This window comes from Allobosea sp. 10N428 (assembly GCF_056394545.1).
In genome coordinates this window covers 119,906-135,456 of record NZ_JBFTIC010000003.1, presented here as the reverse complement: position 1 = coordinate 135,456, position 15,551 = coordinate 119,906, and the positions used below count along the sequence as shown (strand labels likewise).

The 15,551-nt window shown below is 65.0% G+C and carries 16 protein-coding genes; 7 read left to right on the top strand and 9 right to left on the bottom strand.

The window, feature by feature from the left end; translation table 11 throughout:
• Positions 1-119 precede the first annotated feature (119 nt).
• Genes AC1DDA_RS10900 through AC1DDA_RS10885 form a run of 4 tightly spaced genes read left to right on the top strand, consistent with a single transcriptional unit; the run spans position 120 to position 3,385 of the window.
• Positions 120-443 (top strand): XdhC family protein, encoded by a 324-nt coding sequence (locus AC1DDA_RS10900; RefSeq protein WP_441471672.1) that lies wholly within the window; start codon positions 120-122, stop codon positions 441-443.
• Position 444: 1 nt separating this feature from the next.
• Positions 445-1,074 (top strand): LysE family translocator, encoded by a 630-nt coding sequence (locus tag AC1DDA_RS10895; protein ID WP_476795762.1) that lies wholly within the window; start codon positions 445-447, stop codon positions 1,072-1,074.
• 4 nt (positions 1,075-1,078) lie between these two features.
• A complete protein-coding gene (locus AC1DDA_RS10890; RefSeq protein ID WP_476795761.1) occupies positions 1,079-1,771 on the top strand; it encodes an XdhC family protein in 693 nt (230 codons plus the stop codon).
• A gap of 12 nt (positions 1,772-1,783) precedes the next feature.
• Positions 1,784-3,385, top strand: a complete 1,602-nt coding sequence (locus tag AC1DDA_RS10885; RefSeq protein ID WP_476795760.1) for an NTP transferase domain-containing protein — start codon at positions 1,784-1,786, stop codon at positions 3,383-3,385.
• A gap of 47 nt (positions 3,386-3,432) precedes the next feature.
• Here AC1DDA_RS10885 and bcsS read toward each other — a convergent pair whose 3' ends face one another.
• Positions 3,433-4,164, bottom strand: a complete 732-nt coding sequence (gene bcsS / locus AC1DDA_RS10880; RefSeq protein WP_476795759.1) for a cellulose biosynthesis protein BcsS — start codon at positions 4,162-4,164, stop codon at positions 3,433-3,435.
• A gap of 159 nt (positions 4,165-4,323) precedes the next feature.
• On the opposite strand from bcsS, the gene AC1DDA_RS10875 reads away from it, so the two are divergent.
• Both AC1DDA_RS10875 and AC1DDA_RS10870 read left to right on the top strand, forming a co-directional pair.
• A complete protein-coding gene (locus AC1DDA_RS10875) occupies positions 4,324-4,593 on the top strand; it encodes an usg protein (RefSeq protein ID WP_476795758.1) in 270 nt (89 codons plus the stop codon).
• Positions 4,594-4,813: 220 nt separating this feature from the next.
• Positions 4,814-5,413: an exopolysaccharide biosynthesis protein gene (locus tag AC1DDA_RS10870; RefSeq protein ID WP_441512966.1), complete on the top strand. Its 600-nt coding sequence runs from the start codon at positions 4,814-4,816 to the stop codon at positions 5,411-5,413.
• A gap of 9 nt (positions 5,414-5,422) precedes the next feature.
• Here the strand turns inward: AC1DDA_RS10870 and AC1DDA_RS10865 are convergent, their stop codons facing one another.
• From AC1DDA_RS10865 to map, 8 genes are all read right to left on the bottom strand, one after another.
• On the bottom strand, positions 5,423-7,648 hold the full coding sequence (locus AC1DDA_RS10865; protein WP_476795757.1) for a putative bifunctional diguanylate cyclase/phosphodiesterase: 2,226 nt from the start codon (positions 7,646-7,648) through the stop codon (positions 5,423-5,425).
• Positions 7,649-7,720: 72 nt separating this feature from the next.
• Entirely contained in the window at positions 7,721-8,470 is a 750-nt protein-coding gene (locus tag AC1DDA_RS10860) for a proteasome-type protease (protein WP_476795756.1), read from the bottom strand.
• A 106-nt stretch (positions 8,471-8,576) separates the two neighbouring features.
• Positions 8,577-9,404, bottom strand: a complete 828-nt coding sequence (locus AC1DDA_RS10855) for a transglutaminase family protein (protein WP_476795755.1) — start codon at positions 9,402-9,404, stop codon at positions 8,577-8,579.
• Positions 9,405-9,468: 64 nt separating this feature from the next.
• Entirely contained in the window at positions 9,469-10,410 is a 942-nt protein-coding gene (locus AC1DDA_RS10850; protein ID WP_441512962.1) for an alpha-E domain-containing protein, read from the bottom strand.
• A 73-nt stretch (positions 10,411-10,483) separates the two neighbouring features.
• On the bottom strand, positions 10,484-11,899 hold the full coding sequence (locus AC1DDA_RS10845; RefSeq protein ID WP_441512961.1) for a circularly permuted type 2 ATP-grasp protein: 1,416 nt from the start codon (positions 11,897-11,899) through the stop codon (positions 10,484-10,486).
• Positions 11,900-12,102: 203 nt separating this feature from the next.
• Positions 12,103-12,474 carry a DUF488 domain-containing protein gene (locus AC1DDA_RS10840; RefSeq protein WP_476795754.1) on the bottom strand — a complete coding sequence of 124 codons (372 nt, stop codon included), beginning with the start codon at positions 12,472-12,474 and terminating at the stop codon, positions 12,103-12,105.
• A 33-nt stretch (positions 12,475-12,507) separates the two neighbouring features.
• Positions 12,508-13,278, bottom strand: coding sequence for a RadC family protein (radC, locus tag AC1DDA_RS10835; RefSeq protein WP_476795753.1), 771 nt, complete (start codon positions 13,276-13,278; stop codon positions 12,508-12,510).
• A complete protein-coding gene (gene map / locus AC1DDA_RS10830; RefSeq protein WP_476795752.1) occupies positions 13,275-14,099 on the bottom strand; it encodes a type I methionyl aminopeptidase in 825 nt (274 codons plus the stop codon). Before map ends, radC begins: the two co-directional genes overlap by 4 nt.
• A 220-nt stretch (positions 14,100-14,319) precedes the next feature.
• Here map and AC1DDA_RS10825 point away from each other — a divergent pair, with 220 nt between their 5' ends.
• A complete protein-coding gene (locus tag AC1DDA_RS10825; RefSeq protein WP_476795751.1) occupies positions 14,320-15,501 on the top strand; it encodes a GAF and HD-GYP domain-containing protein in 1,182 nt (393 codons plus the stop codon).
• Positions 15,502-15,551: the final 50 nt, after the last annotated feature.

Sequence of the window (15,551 nt, the reverse complement as noted above, 5' to 3'; positions counted from 1 at the left end):
CCGAGCGCTAGCACATATAAAGGCACCGCATAATGGCTTTGCCCCGCCCGCTCGACGCAAGTGCGGCATTGGCGCATAAGATCGAACCCGTTTCCGCGTCATTCGCGAAAGGCCCGGCGATGATCAGCACCGACACCGACATCCTGCGCGCTGCCGAGGAGTGGAGTCGCGGTGGCCGGCATGTGGCGATCGCCACGGTGGTCGAGACCTGGGGCTCGGCGCCGCGCCCGGTCGGCTCGCATCTTGTCATCGACGGCGAGGGCAATTTCCTCGGATCGGTCTCGGGCGGCTGTGTCGAAGGCGCGGTGGTGGCCGAGGCCGCCGACGTGATTGCCGATGGCAAGGCGCGCATGCTGGAATTCGGCGTCGCCGACGAGGCGGCCTGGAAGGTCGGCCTCTCCTGCGGCGGGCGCATCAAGGTCTACGTCGAAAAGGTGAACTGAGATGGCCTCCTGGGAAACGCTGATCGCCTTCGCGACGGTGACGATCCTCGTCGCCTATTTTCCGGGGCCGGCGCTGCTCTATACCGCCGCCCAGACGATCAGCCATGGCCGCAAGGCCGGCCTGATGGCGATGCTCGGCATCCATCTCGGCTGTTATGTCCACGTCTTTGCCGCTGCCTTCGGCCTCTCCGCCGTGTTCAAGCATGTGCCGGAACTGTTCATGGCAGTGAAGATCGCCGGTGCGATCTATCTGGTCTGGATCGGCATCGGCATGATCCGCTCGCGCCTGGGCGCGCCGGATCAGCCTGTCGCGCCGCCGAAGACGGTGAAGCGCGCGCTGCTCGATTCCTTCATCGTCGAGATCCTGAACCCGAAGGTTGCGCTGTTCTTCATCGCGCTTCTGCCGCAGTTCGTTGATCCGGCCGCCCCGCTCCCGGTCTGGGCGCAGTTCCTGATCCTCGGCATGATCGTCAATTTCGCCTTCTCCTCGGCCGATCTCGTCACGGTCTTCGGCGCTTCCTTCGTCGTGGGCGCGATGAAGAAGACCAGGGCGGGGTTCGCTTTCGGGCGCTGGATCGGCGGCTCGCTGATGATCGGGCTAGGGCTGAAGCTCGCGGTGGACAGGGGCTGAGTCCGTGGATCTCTCCGTTCTCGCGGCGCTCAATGCCGAGCGCCAGGCACGCCGCGCCACCGTGCTGGTGACCGACATCGCTGGCGGTACGCAGCGGCTCGTTAAGCACGCCGCGGTTTCCGGGGACCCGCTGGCCGAGCTGCTGGAACGGCAGCTGCGCATGGGCAAAAGCGGCATGGTGGAGGTCGAGGGCGCGCAGTACTTCCTGACCGTGCAGGCTCCGTATCCGCGAATCGTGGTGACCGGCGCCGTCCATATCTCGCAGGCGATGGCGCCAATGGCCAGGACGCTCGACCTCGACCTCGTCATCATCGATCCCCGCACCGCCTTCGCGACGCCCGAGCGCTTTCCGGAGACCGAATTGCTGGCGGAATGGCCGGACGAGGCCATCGGCCGGATCGGCCTCGACAGCTATACCGCCTTCGTCGCCCTGACCCATGACCCGAAGATCGACGATCCCGGGCTGGAGGCGGCGCTGGGCTCGGACTGCTTCTATGTGGGCGCGCTCGGCAGCCGGAAGACCCATGGCAAGCGCGTTGAGCGGCTGACTGCGGCTGGTTTCGATGCGGCAACCATCGAGCGCATCCACGCGCCGATCGGGCTCGACATCGGAGCGGTCTCGCCGGCGGAGATCGCGCTTGCGATCCTGGCGGAGATCGTCTCGACCTTGCGCGGCCCGCGCCGCAAGCTGGCCTGAGAGGCGCAGCAGATGAGATTCGGGCCCGTCGCCATTGCCGATGCCGCCGGCTGCATCGCGGCGCATACGATTCGCGCCGGCGGAGCGACCGTGAAGAAGGGTGCCACGATCACGACGGAGCTGGCGGCGCGGCTTCGCGAGGCCGGTGTCCAGGAGATTGTCGCAGTCCGGCTGGAGCCGGGCGATATCGGCGAGAACGCGGCTGCCGAGTGCCTGGCCGCAAGGATGACCGGCGAGGCCATCGCCGCCGAACTGCCCTTTACGGGCCGGGTCAACATGTTCGCGGCCACGGCCGGTGTTCTCAAGATCGATGTCGCCGCCATTGATGCGTTCAATGCTGTTGACGAGGCGATCACGGTCGCGACGCTGCCGGCGCTCAAGGCGGTCGTGGCAGGTGAACTCGTCGCGACGGTGAAGATCATTCCCTATGCGGTTGCCGAGACGCAGATGGAGGAGGCGCTGGCGGCGCTCGGTGCCGGGCCGGCCATCGCGATCGCACCCTATCGTCCGTCGCGGGTGGCGGTGATCTCGACCCTGCTGCCGGGCCTCAAGCCAAGCGTCGTCGACAAGACCCTGCGGATCATGGAGGAACGTCTGGCTCCGGCGCAGGCCGTGCTGGCGGCCGACAAGCGCGTTCCGCATGAGCCGCAGCCGCTCGCCGCGGCGCTTGTCGAGCAGGCGAAGGGAAAGGCCGACATCATCGTGGTGTTCGGTGCCTCGGCCATTACCGACCGGCGCGACGTCGTTCCGCAGGCGCTGGTGGAAGCCGGCGGGGAGGTCGAACATCTCGGCATGCCGGTCGATCCCGGCAATCTGCTGATGCTCGGCAGGCTCGCAGGCAAGCCGGTGATCGGGGCGCCGGGTTGTGCACGCTCCCCGAAGGAAAACAGCTTCGACTGGGTGCTGCAGCGCAGCCTCGCGGGGCTCCGGGTTGGGCGTTCGGACGTTCAGCGCATGGGCGTCGGCGGGTTGCTGATGGAGATCGTCTCGCGGCCGCAGCCGCGCGCCCCCGGCCATGAGGAAGGCGGCCCGATCGCCGGCATCGTTCTCGCTGCCGGGCAGTCGACGCGCATGGGCGCGCGCAACAAGCTGCTCCAGCCGCTGCGCGGCAAGCCGATCCTGCGTCACGCGGTGGAGGCGCAAATCGAAGCCGGCCTGTCGCCGGTGCTGGTCGTCACCGGTCACGAGCAGGATGCCGTCGCGGCCGCCCTTGCGGATTTGCCTGTCCGGATGGTGCACAACCCCGACTATCCCTCGGGCATGGCGAGTTCCTTGAAGGCCGGCGTCGCCGCCCTGCCTGTCGAGGTCCAGGGCGCGGTGATTTCGCTCGGCGACATGCCGAACGTGACCCCGAAGGTGATCGAACGGCTGATCGAGGCGCATGGCGCGCGGCCGGAGGCGCTCGCCGTCGTGCCGACGCTGTTCGGGCAGCGCGGCAACCCGGTGCTGCTGGCGCGGGAGGTTTTTCCGGCAGTATCGCTGCTCACGGGCGATCGTGGGGGGCGGCGGCTGCTCGACGAGGCCGGCGAGCGCGTGGTCGAGGTCGCATTCGAAGATCCGGCCATCGCCATCGACGTCGATACGCCGGAGGCCTTGCGGGCGTTGCAAGGCTGAATCGGGAGCATTCCATGCTTCTGCGACTGGTGGATGCTGCGCCCGCTCTAGCGCAACCAGTGCAGCCCCAACGTGCCATAGGCCTCCGATGGGCGGTCGCTTGTTCTCTGCCAGCCGCCGGAGAGGCGCCATTCCAGGCCGAGGAGACGCAGTCCGGTAAGATGGAGTCCGAGCCGTAACTTGCGATAATCGGACGCGCGATAGGCTTCTGCCTCAGGGCCGAGATAGAACCCCGCCGGCACTCGCCAACCGGGCGCGAGGCGTCCCCAGAGGCGATGATCGACCGAGGAGGCATAGGCATTGGCCTGGAGCATCATGCCGTCGGCAGGTATCGCCCAAAGATCGGCCTGGAGCCGCGCCCCATAGCGCGTCGTGATCAACGATGGGCCGAAGGCTTCGATGCGCTGCTCGCTTTCAAAGTCGGAGCCGGCATACAGCGCGAAAAAGCTGCTGCCGATGCGCCATTCGTAACCCAACATCGCCAATGACTCGGCCTTGTAGGTGGTGCCATTCGGCGGCTGGCGCCGCGTCTGCTCCTGAGAGGAACCGGCTTTGAGGAATAGTCTGAAACCGCTTCCGGCGAGCGCGCCGCCAAGCGCACGCTTCATGCCGACCGAGGCGAAGGTTTTTGTCGGCCCTGCCTCCATCGAGCCGAATATCACCGTCGATATGGGAGAGCGCTCGTCGGGATCCTCCTCCTCCGCATGCAAATCAAGAGGAAGGGTTGTCAGGACAAGCACCAGCGCGGCCCGCTTGGCCTTACTCGAGCCATACGCCACACACGCCCCCCAACGACGCGATATCGCAGGCGCCGACCCATGATATCGGTTTGGATAGCAGCAGTTTGGCAGTAGAATTGCAAGCTTTTGTTAACCAACGGGGAGCAGCCTCGACGTATCCGGCTAAGCTTTCATTCCGTTTCGGGACAGGAGGTGACGATGGTCTCTGCAGACTTCATCAAGCAGCTGGAAGGCTACGGACTGACAACGGCGACGATTCTCTACCGGATGCCGGATCATCTCCACGTATTGCAGACCTATATCTGGCTGCAATACGACCTCGCGCCGCGCTTTCCGGTGCTTCACGATTTCCTCGCCTTCTGGCGGCGTGAGCTCGATGGGCCGCTTCATTCGGTCACCGTTGCGCATTCACGACTGATCCGGCCAGCCGAAATCCGCAACCTGAACGGAGTGCTGACGCTGCACTGAGCCGGCTGCGCTAGATCGCCGCGCGTCCCACCGCAGGCGCGGTGGCAGCCTATCCCTTTGTGCGAGCGTCGAATTTCTCCGGATTTCCGGTTCCCCTTTTCGGTCCGTCCCCATAGGGGGCTTGAGCGCCCGGCATTGAACGCCTGCGTGCGGCGTGCTTGTTGGGCGGCTGCCGGCCGTGCTAGGCGGGCGCTTCCGCTTCGGCACGGCCTTTGTTCCCTTGTCATCTTCCCTGCGCACCTCCGGACTTCTGACGGCGCTCGCCGGACTGCCGGGGGACCGGATCGCGGTCGGTACGATCGTCGCCGCCCTCCAGGACCGGGCCTACGCCCTGCTCGTCGTGCTGCTCGGCCTGCCGAACTGCCTGCCGATGCCGCCGCCGATCCCCTTGGTTTGCGGCCTGGTCCTCGCCTTCATTGCCCTTCAGATGCTGATGGGCCGGCGGATGCCGTGGCTGCCGCAGGCTCTGCTCACCCGCAGCATCGGCAAGCCAGAGCTCAATCGTGCGGTCGAGCGGGCGCTGCCGGCGTTGGTCCGGCTCGAACGCTTTTCGAAGCCGCGCCTGACGATGCTGGGCAGTCCCTACGCGGTTCCGGTACTGGGGCTTCTGATGCTGGTCCTGGCGTTGGGCCTGATCGTCGCGGCGCCCTTCATCGGACAGATACCGCTCGGTCTCGCCGTCTGTCTGGTAGGGCTGGGCCTCGTCGAGCGCGACGGGGTGCTGATCATCATCGGGGCGGTCTTCGGTGCGGCGGGGCTGCTGCTCAGCGCCGGTTTCGCCTATGCGATCTTCAGCGGCATCCACGAGCTGCTGTTCTGAAGACGGATTTCAGGCGGCAACGAGGACTTCAGCAAAAGGGTTGTTGAGATCCAACAGCCGGTCGATCTCGTGGGCGGGCACGGCCTTCGAGAACAGGAAGCCCTGCAGCTCGTGGCAGCCGATCGCCTGCAGGAAACGATGCTGCTCGGCGGTCTCGACGCCTTCGGCGCAGACGCGCAGGCCAAGCGCGCGGCCGAGATGCGCCATGGAGTGGACCAAAATCGCGGATTCGCCGGTTGCTTCCATATATTCGAGGAAGGAGCGGTCGATCTTGATCTTGTCGAAGGCGAAGCGCCGCAAATAGATCAGGCTCGAATAGCCGGTGCCGAAATCGTCAAGCGCCAGGCCGACGCCATGTGCCCGAATATCCATCATCGCGGTCTCGGCGGCATCGGCATCCTCGATCAGCACGCCTTCGGTGAGCTCGAGCTCCAGCTGTGCCGGATCGAAATCCGTCTCCTCGATGATGCGGATGACGTTGGCGACGAAGTCCTTATGGCGGAACTGGATCGGCGACACGTTGACCGCGAGCCGAATGCCCGACCAGCGCCGGGCTTCGCTGCAGGCACGCCGAAGCACCCACTCGCTCAACGGCACGATCAGGCCACGCTCCTCCGCGATGGTGATGAAATCCGATGGCGGGATCATGCCATGCACCGGGTGCGGCCAGCGGACCAGCGCCTCGACGCCGACGATGGTGGAGCCATCAACCGAAACCTGCGGCTGGTAATGCAGCGTCAGCTCATCGTTCTCGATGGCGCGGCGCAGGTCGTCCTCGACCATCCGCTTGAGTTGCAGGGATCGGTTCATCTGCGTTTCGAAGAAGGCGAAACGATTCCGGCCATTGTTCTTGGACTGGTAGAGCGCGGTATCCGCCAGCTTCAGCAGCATCTCGCGATCCTTGCCGTCGCGCGGAGCCATCGCGATACCGATGGAGCAGCCGATCGTGACCTCGATGCCCATGACGATGAAGGGTTCGGTGAGGCGCGTAAGGATGCGTTCCGCCAGCGCAGTGCAGCGGGCAGGCGTGGCCTGCGTCTGGATGATGCCGAACTCGTCGCCGCCGATGCGCGCGACCGTGTCCTCAGCCTGTACGGAGCTCGCGAGCCGCGTGGCGACCTGACGGATCAGTTCGTCGCCCGCCGTATGGCCATAGGTATCGTTGACCGCCTTGAAGCGATCGAGATCGATCAGCATCACGGCGAGAGTCCGGCCGTCCTGCTGCAGATCGGCGAGAGTCTGGTCCAGAGTCAGGTCGAAGCTGCGCCGGTTCGGCAGGAGCGAGAGCTCGTCCTGCCCCGCGAGGCGCTGGATCTGGCGCTCGCGCAGTTCGATCTGCCCGGCAGCGGCGCGCAGGCGCTGAACGACGAAGATGAAGATCGCCGAAAACAGCAACGCCACTGCGATCAGGGCCCAGAGGAACCGGTGCAGCATGACGTCGCCGGGGCGAGTCGGCGTCCAGCTCAGCCAACCGGAAACCGTCCCGTCGGGCGCCCGCAATGCCAACCCGTTGTGTCCGTCGCTGGGCTGGGCGGCGATCAATCGGATGTCGGCGATGCGATATCGGTCGGACAGCTCGGCCAAAAGGCTTGTCGAGATATGCCGGTAGGCAATGAGAAGCAGCGCTTCGGGCATATTCGCCGTGCCGAGCGGTATGGCGCGCGAAAGATTGACGGCGGTCAGCATCAGGGTTTCGTCTCGGTCCCGGACGATGGCCGAGCGCGAGGTTCCGGGCTGCGGAAGGCTGTCCTCGCCCTGGCCTATGGAGAGCGGAACTTCCCTGGCACTGCGCAGGAACAGATCGAGATGGCGCGGCCCTTCCGTCCCCGCCCGGCCCAGCTGCGTGTTCGTTTCGATGCCGGCCAGCACGGTGCCGCCCGCGGATGCGATAAAAGCCCCGTCGAAATCGGCGAACTGACTGCGCAGGCGTTTGAAGGCGGCCTGGAGCGCAGGTTTCGGGTCATCCGCTTCCAACGCATCCGGCAGCTCGCCGGCCGTAGTCAGGCCCTGCAGGCGCAATTCGTTGACCTTGATCTGGGCGTTGAAGGCCGCTTCGATCCGTTCGGCCTGACGCTGCACCTCGAGGCGATTGGCTTCGCGGGTGATCGCGATGACCACGCCGATGCCGGCAGCCATCAGGAGCAGGAACGCGCAGCCGAGTGTCACCACCGTGCTCGCGAACATACGAGCGGAGGCACCCGCGTTCGTCATCTTCGCGGCAAACGGTTGCAGCATTCGTTATCCAAGGCAGGTCGTTCGGACGACTTAAAGCCCGAATTATTGATATCCCGTTGCCACCCGACGGCGTCAAGAGTCGGATGGAACGTAAGGTGGGCGCGGAATCGCCATGTGGGCAGCCCGCAATGCGGCGGACCAGCGCTCGCGCAAATCGTGGAAATAGGGTTCTCCGGCCTCGATCCGCCTGTTGAGTTCGAGATCGTCGGCGTCCCGCCGCATGACGAGCAGGTCGATCGGTAAACCGACGCCGAGATTGGAGCGCATGGTCGAATCCATCGAAATCAATCCGACCTTGAGGGCGTCGTAGAGATGCGTCTTGAAGGTCACGGCGCGGTCGAGGATCGGCTTGCCGTATTTGTGTTCGCCGATTTGAAGGAAGGGTGCGTCTACGCCGCATTCGATGAAGTTGCCTGCGCCATAAACCATGAAGAGCCGCATCGGCTGCCCCTTGATCTGGCCACCGAACAGCATCGAGATGTCGAACTTGACCCGCGCTTCCTCAAGGGCGGTGCCGTCGATCTCGCGGACATGGCGAATGCATCGCCCGACGAGTTGGGCGGCACGGAACATCGAGCTCGCATTGTGCAGGGTGTCGATCTCGCCGGTCTCGGGGTTTGGCAGGCCTTCGTGCAGGAAGCTCACCACCGACTGGGTGATCGAGAGGTTGCCGGCGGTCATCAGGCCGAAGTTGCGGTCCCCCGGCCATGAGAAGACGTGGAGCTTACGGAAGGTCGAGATGTCGTCCAGCCCGGCATTGGTGCGGGTATCGGCGATCATGACGAGGCCATCCTGCACAAGGATTCCGGCGCAGTAGGTCACGGGGCATGTCCTTGCATCTGCAGCACTCCCAGAGCATCGGACCGAAAAGTGGAATCCATTTTTCGGAGAAATCCGATGCTAGAATAAAGAGCGGGATCGGGCGCGATCACTGATTGGCGAAACGCCCTTCGGCCTCCCGGGCGCTGACGAGTACATTGAGATTCTCGCCTTCGCCGCCCTGACGCGAGCCGCGCACCGGCGCGGCATCGGCGAAATCGAGCCCCACGGCCACGCGAACATGCGTATCGATGGGGCAGAGGCCGTTGGCGCAGTCGAAACCGATCCAGCCATAGTCGTCCAGATGCACCTCTGCCCAGGCATGGGCACCGTTGCCGTGCGGCAGGCCGTCGGCCTGTGCGACATAGCCCGAGACGTAGCGTGCGGGCATGCCGAGATGCCGGGCGCAGGCCATGAAGACATGCGCGACATCCTGCGCGATCGCCTCCTGCGCGGCAAAGGCTGCGATCGCTCCGACCCCGCTGCGGCCACTGGCATCGATGCAATTCATCCGATCGCCGACGGCAGCCATAAGAGCATGCATCTGCGACAAGGGCGTGGCGGCGCCCGCCGTCACCTCGTCAGCGAAGCTGCGCAGGGCGTCATCATGTCCCGTCATCAGGGTATCGCGTCGATAAACCTCGCAAGGGACGCGTTCGAGACCGCCGCGGACCGCGCCGGCCAGATCGACGGTCTCGATCAGCCCATCGATGCGGATGCTGAGCGAGGAGATCGGGCCTTCGGCGTAGAAGCTATGGACGATGTTGCCATGCGCATCCTGCGTGGCGCGCAAACGGCCGTCGACGCTCGGCTCGATGCGCCAGGACATCACATGCTGGCCGTCATGGTCGCGCGGCGTCAAACGCAGAATCTGCGTGATGTGGCGCGCCGGCTCGGCGTAGTCGTAGCTGATCGTGTGGGAGATCCTGATCCGCATGGTCCAATCCGAGCGGGTTACCGCGGCCGCGTTCTTGCCGAGAGCCTGAACACGAGCAAGGCTTTCATTGCAGATACTGCTCGAAGATGGTGTTGCCGAGGCGGTTGTTCTCCGTGATGAACTCTTCGATGAATTCGTGCAGCCCGTGCTCGAAGACATCGTCGATGCGGGTGTTGCTCAGGCCCCCCAGCGTCTTGCGCGCCTGGCGCTGGGATGAACCCTGCCGGCCATAGGCATCGCCGAGATGGTCGAGGAAGCGCGAGATGTTCTCGTAGCAGGCGGCGAGCGATCGCGGCATGCGGCGGTTCAGGATGAGCAGGTCTGCGACCAGTATCGGCTTCACCGCCTCGCGATAGACCCAGTGATAGGCCGTCAGCGCCGAGACCTCGCGCAGCACCGTGGTCCACTGGAAGTAGTCGAGCGAGCCGCCCACCTGCTCGTTCGCCGGCAGCAGCACATGATACTTCACGTCGAGGATGCGGGCGGTGTTGTCGGCGCGCTCGATATAGACGCCGAGCCGCGAGAACCAGTAGCTGTCGTCGCGCAGCATGGTGCGGTAGGCCGAGCCGTCGAAGACCAGCGAGACGTTCTTCACCCAGTCGAGGAAGCGAGCGAATTCCTCGCGGTCCATCCGCTTCTTCTCGAAGCGCTGCAGTTCAAGCCAGGCGCCGTTGAGCGCGTCCCACATCTCCGAGGTCAGCGCCGTGCGCACGGCGCGCGCATTGGAGCGTGCCTGGGCGAGGCAGTTGCGGATGGAGGAGGGATTGTCCGGGTTGAAGGTCAGGAAGTCGCAGACATTGCGCTCGTTCGCTTCGCCATAGGCCCGGGCGAAGGTGTCCTCGCAGCCGGCCGTCAAGACCGCGCTCTGCCATTCCGTGCCGGCGCCGCCATAGGTCGACGGCAGGTTGGTGAGGCGGGTCGTGGCGTCGAGGATGCGGGCCAGATATTCAGCCCGCTCGACATAGCGGGAAACCCAATAGAGGCTGTCTGCGGTACGCGAGAGCATGGTCAGCGAGAGCCTTTCCGCAGCATGGCAGGCGATTCCGGAAGCGAGATGGCCGTGCGAAGGACGGGGTTCGTCATGCGTCGAGCACCCAGGTGTCCTTGGTGCCGCCGCCCTGGCTGGAATTGACGACGAGCGAGCCTTCCTTGAGCGCGACGCGGGTCAGCCCGCCGGGAACGCAGGAGATGCCGTTGGCGCCGCTGAGCACATAGGGGCGCAAATCGACATGGCGGGGCGCCACGCCCGAGGCGACGAAGGTCGGGCAGGTCGAGAGCGCCAGCGTCGGCTGGGCGATGAAGCCGTCCGGCTGGGCCTTGAGCTTGCGGCGGAAGGCCTCGATCTGCGCCTTGTTGGCGTGCGGGCCGACGAGCATGCCGTAGCCGCCCGAGCCGTTGACCTCCTTGACGACAAGCTTCTCGAGATTGTCGAGGACATAGGCGTTGGCTTCGGGTTCGCGGCAGCGGAAGGTCGGGACGTTCTTCAGGATCGGCTCCTCGCCGGTGAAGAACTTCACGATCTCCGGCATGTAGCTGTAGACCGCCTTGTCGTCGGCGACGCCGGTGCCGACCGCGTTGGCCAGCGTAACGTTGCCGGCCTTGTAGGCCCCGATGATGCCGGGCACGCCGAGGATCGAATCGCTGCGGAAGACGAGGGGATCGATGAAATCATCGTCGATGCGCCGGTAGATCACGTCGACGCGCTTGGGGCCCTGGGTGGTCCGCATATAGACCACGTCGTCCTTGACCAGCAGGTCGGAGCCCTCGACCAGCTCGACTCCGAGCTTGTCGGCCAAGAACGAGTGCTCGTAGAAGGCCGAATTGTACTGGCCAGGCGTCAGCAGGCAGATCGTCGGGTCGGAAGGCGCGCTGCGTGGCGCGACCGAGCGCAACGTCGCCAGCAACTGATCCGGATAATTGTCGACCGGTGCGACGCGATGCATGGCGAAGAGCTCAGGGAAGAGCCGGAGCATCACTTCGCGGTTCTCCATCATGTAGGAGACGCCCGAGGGGGTGCGCGCATTGTCTTCCAGCACGTAGAAGGTGTCGGCGTCGACGCGCACCACATCGATGCCGGCGATATGGCAGTAGATGCCGTGCGGCACCTTGAAGTCGACCATTTCAAGCTGGTAGCAGGCGTTCCGGTAGACCAGATCCGGTGGAATGATGCCGGCCTTGAGGCATTCCTTCGGCCCGTAGACATCGGCCAGGAACATGTTGAGCGCGGTGACGCGCTGGCGCAGGCCCGCTTCCAGCTTGGTCCATTCCGGCTTGGTCAGGACGCGCGGGATGATATCGAAGGGGATCAGCCGTTCGGTGGATTCTGCGTCGCCGTAGACGGCGAAGGTAATGCCGATACGCCGGAAGAACAGCTCGGCCTGGCTGCGCCGCAGAGCCAGCGTTTCCGGCGGAGCCTCCTTCAGCCAACGGTCGAGAGCTCCGTAGGCAGGCCGCAGCTCCGTGCCCAAGCCGGTCATTTCATCGAATGCGACCATGCAGCCTCTTCCCCTTTTCGGTCAGCCTATGCGCATTCGCTGGCGTTCGGGAAGAGGGGGAAGAGGCGGCCAATTGATCGGCCTGCCTAATTCATGGGCAATAGTGAGGAGCGAAGTCCTCACGCAGCTGAGCGGCAACACCCGGCGGTCCAGCAGAGGCGGCAGCGACCGCTTCTATTCGAGGCTCCGTAACGGAAGCGCTTCTAGCCGGTTTTCGTCGAGCTGCGCCGTTGCTGCAGCCAGATCCTCAGGGCCTCGGCGTTGTTGTGATGCTCGTCTTTGGCGGCGTAGAGCAAGGCCACAGGACCTTCCTTGAGCTTCTCGTCCAGCGTGGAAAGTGCAGCCTGCGCCGGGGCCGTGCCGAGCTCTGCCGCATAGGCTGCGCAAAACTCATCCCAGCGATCGGGATCGCCGTGGAATTCATGCCGCAAGGTATCGCTGGGCGCGATGTCCTTGAGCCAGAGATCGATTCTGTCCTTCGAGACGCCGCGCGGCCACAGCCGATCGACCAGAATCCGCATGCCGTCGCCGGGGGCCGGCGGATCATAGACCCGTTTCACTGTCAGTTGCGGCATAGGCTCTGCCTCCCGTGGTGCGGGGCTTGCGGCTCAGATCAGGCCGAGGCTGCGGAAGCTCGCATGGCCGTCTCGGCCGACGATGATGTGGTCGTGAATGGCGATGCCGAGCGGCTTGGCGATGTCGACGAGCTCGCGGGTCATCCGCATGTCGGCCCCGGAGGGCGTCGGGTCGCCCGAGGGGTGGTTGTGGACGAGGATGATCGCCGAAGCCGAAAGTTCCAGCGCCCTGCGCATGACCTCGCGCGGATAGACCGGCGTGTGGTCGACCGTGCCGGTCTGCTGCACCTCGTCGGCGATCAGCGCGTTCTTCTTGTCGAGGAACAGGATGCGGAACTGCTCGCGCTCGGCGAAGGCCATCGCCATCCGGCAATAGTCGAGCACCGAGGACCAGGAGGAGAGGACGGTGCGCTTGGCGACGGCGCCCTTGGCCATGCGCTTCAGAGCGGCTTCGACGATCTTGAGATCGAGCGCCACGCCCTCGCCGACGCCCTTGGCCTCAGTCAACCGTGAGGCGGGAGCAGCCAAAACCTCGGCGAAGGAGCCGAAGCGCTGGATCAGCTCCTTGGCGAGCGGCTTGACGTCGCGCTGTGGGATCGAGCGGAAGAGCAGCAGCTCCAGCAGCTCATAGTCGGGCAGCGCATCGGCGCCTGCCTCCTGAAAGCGGGCGCGCAGGCGATCGCGATGGCCGTGGTAGTGCGGCGCCGGGGCCTGGGCCGTGGAGACCGCCGGGACAGCGGATTCTGCGAACAGTCCCGCGGGCGAGGGCGCTTTGCGCGATCCCTTGCCCTGGCGCTCGCTCATTTCGCCGCGAGCGGATTGTCGAGGCCGGCCGGCGAGAGCGTGAAGATCTCGCAGCCTGTCTCGGTGACGCCGATCTGATGTTCGAACTGGGCCGAGAGCGAACGGTCGCGCGTCACCGCGGTCCAGCCGTCGGAGAGCACCTTCACCCCCGACTTGCCGAGATTGATCATCGGCTCGATGGTGAAGACCATGCCGGGCTTCAGCTCGATGCCCTCGCCGGGGCTGCCATAGTGCAGGATGTTCGGCGCGTCGTGGAAGAGCTGACCGATGCCGTGGCCGCAGAAGTCGCGCACCACCGAGCAGCGCTCGGCCTCGGCATAGCGCTGAATCGCGAAGCCGATATCTCCGGTCGTGGCGCCGGCGCGGACTGCCTTGATGCCGCGCAGCAGGCTTTCATAGGTGATCTCGATAAGGCGCTCCGCCTTCCGCGAGATATCGCCGACCCCGTACATGCGGCTGGAATCTCCGTGCCAGCCGTCGACGATCAGCGTGTAGTCGATGTTGAGGACATCACCCTCGCGCAGCGGCTTGTCGTCGGGAATGCCGTGGCAGACGACATGGTTGATCGAGGTGCAGATCGACTTGGTGTAGCCGCGATAGAACAAGGTCGCCGGGTAGGCCCCGTTGTCCATGGCGAACTGGAAGGCGAGATCATCGAGACGCTGGGTGGTGACGCCCGGCTTGACATAGGAGCCGAGCATGTCCAGCCCCGCCGCCGTCAGCCGGCCGGCCTTATGCATGGCCGCGAAGGCCTCGGGGCCATGAATCTTGATGGCAGGCTCGCGCGGACGCGAGCGGCCGATGGTGTCTTCGAATGTCATCGCGCGTGGAAAACTCCTCTCCCCTTATCTATTGCGTTTGGTGGGGCGCGCAAGCCGGTTGAGCGCGGGAGGCATGCGCGAGCCACGCGGCGGCGGTGGTGATGCCGTAAGGTTCGTTGCGAGCGAATGATTATTGCCTGGAGATTCGTGGAATTGTAACTTTTTTGAGGCAATTCGTTGCCTCGCCGTCGATCCGACCGGCTCGCTTACCTTTGGACATATGCAAGCGACTGTCTCCAGCCTGGCCGCCGATACTCCCGATCCGACGCTGAGCGCGCTCGATGCGCTGGTGCTCGATCTTGCGATGGCTCGCGGGCTCGACGAGGTCATGGCGGTGGTGCGCCGGAATGCGCGGGGACTGACCAGCGCAGACGGCATCAGCTTCGTCCTGCGCGAGAATGGCCGTTGCTACTATGCCGACGAGGACGCCATCACCCCGCTCTGGAAAGGCCAGCGCTTCCCGATGGAAGCCTGCATTTCAGGCTGGGCCATGCAGCATGGCGAGGTCGTGGTCATCGAGGACATCTACGCAGACGATCGCATTCCCCATGCGGCCTATCGGCCGACCTTCGTGCGCAGCCTCGTGATGGTGCCGGTGAGGCAGGATGATCCGGTCGCCGCGATCGGCGCGTATTGGGCGCGCCGTCATCGTCCCCAGCCGGACGTGATCCGGGCCCTGCGGCGGATCGCCAACAGCGCGGCCGTCGCGATGACGAACATCGCGCTGGTGAACTCGCTTTCGGCCGCATTGGAGGAAGCCGAGCGGGCGAAGGATGCCATCATTCTGGCCATGGCGTCGCTGGCGGAGACGCGCGACAACGAGACGGCCAACCATGTCCGCCGCACGCAGTATTATTTGCGGGCACTCGCGGAGGGCGCCCGGGAGCGTGGCCTCTTCTCCGAGGAGCTGAACGACGCGACCCTGGAGCTGCTGTTCAAGTCCGCCCCGCTGCACGACATCGGCAAGGTCGGCATTCCCGACAGCATTCTGCTGAAACCCGGCAAACTCGACGAGGAAGAGCGCGCGGTGATGCAGATGCATGCCGAGCTCGGACGCCTCGCCATCGCCAATGCCGAGCGCCATCTGGGCGCATCGAGCTCGTTTCTCCGGCTCGCCAAGGAAATCGCCTACACGCATCATGAGCGCTGGGACGGGGCCGGCTACCCGCAAGGTCTCGCCGGGCTGGCCATTCCGCTGGCGGGGCGGCTGATGGCGATTGCCGATGTCTACGACGCACTCGTCACGGAGCGAGTCTACAAGGCGGCGATGACGCATGATGAAGCGGTCGCAGTGGTCCTGAGTGAGCGCGGACGGCAGTTCGATCCGCGGCTCGTCGACGTCTTCATCGCGATAGCGCCTCTGTTCGGCGAGATTCATTCGCGTTTCGCCGACGCGCGGTGACGTCTGGCGATTGTGTGTCCTGACGACTGGCGCCCCGGCGCCGCGAGGTG

Excerpts from the sequence above, each read along its gene's own strand:
- AC1DDA_RS10865 (WP_476795757.1), bottom strand. The coding sequence starts at position 7,648 with ATGCTGCAACCGTTTGCCGCGAAGATGACGAACGCGGGTGCCTCCGCT.
- AC1DDA_RS10900 (WP_441471672.1), top strand. The coding sequence starts at position 120 with ATGATCAGCACCGACACCGACATCCTGCGCGCTGCCGAGGAGTGGAGT.
- AC1DDA_RS10895 (WP_476795762.1), top strand. The coding sequence starts at position 445 with ATGGCCTCCTGGGAAACGCTGATCGCCTTCGCGACGGTGACGATCCTC.
- AC1DDA_RS10845 (WP_441512961.1), bottom strand. The coding sequence starts at position 11,899 with ATGGTCGCATTCGATGAAATGACCGGCTTGGGCACGGAGCTGCGGCCT.
- AC1DDA_RS10840 (WP_476795754.1), bottom strand. The coding sequence starts at position 12,474 with ATGCCGCAACTGACAGTGAAACGGGTCTATGATCCGCCGGCCCCCGGC.
- AC1DDA_RS10875 (WP_476795758.1), top strand. The coding sequence starts at position 4,324 with ATGGTCTCTGCAGACTTCATCAAGCAGCTGGAAGGCTACGGACTGACA.
- AC1DDA_RS10850 (WP_441512962.1), bottom strand. The coding sequence starts at position 10,410 with ATGCTCTCGCGTACCGCAGACAGCCTCTATTGGGTTTCCCGCTATGTC.
- AC1DDA_RS10855 (WP_476795755.1), bottom strand. The coding sequence starts at position 9,404 with ATGCGGATCAGGATCTCCCACACGATCAGCTACGACTACGCCGAGCCG.
- AC1DDA_RS10825 (WP_476795751.1), top strand. The coding sequence starts at position 14,320 with ATGCAAGCGACTGTCTCCAGCCTGGCCGCCGATACTCCCGATCCGACG.
- map (WP_476795752.1), bottom strand. The coding sequence starts at position 14,099 with ATGACATTCGAAGACACCATCGGCCGCTCGCGTCCGCGCGAGCCTGCC.
- radC (WP_476795753.1), bottom strand. The coding sequence starts at position 13,278 with ATGAGCGAGCGCCAGGGCAAGGGATCGCGCAAAGCGCCCTCGCCCGCG.
- AC1DDA_RS10885 (WP_476795760.1), top strand. The coding sequence starts at position 1,784 with ATGAGATTCGGGCCCGTCGCCATTGCCGATGCCGCCGGCTGCATCGCG.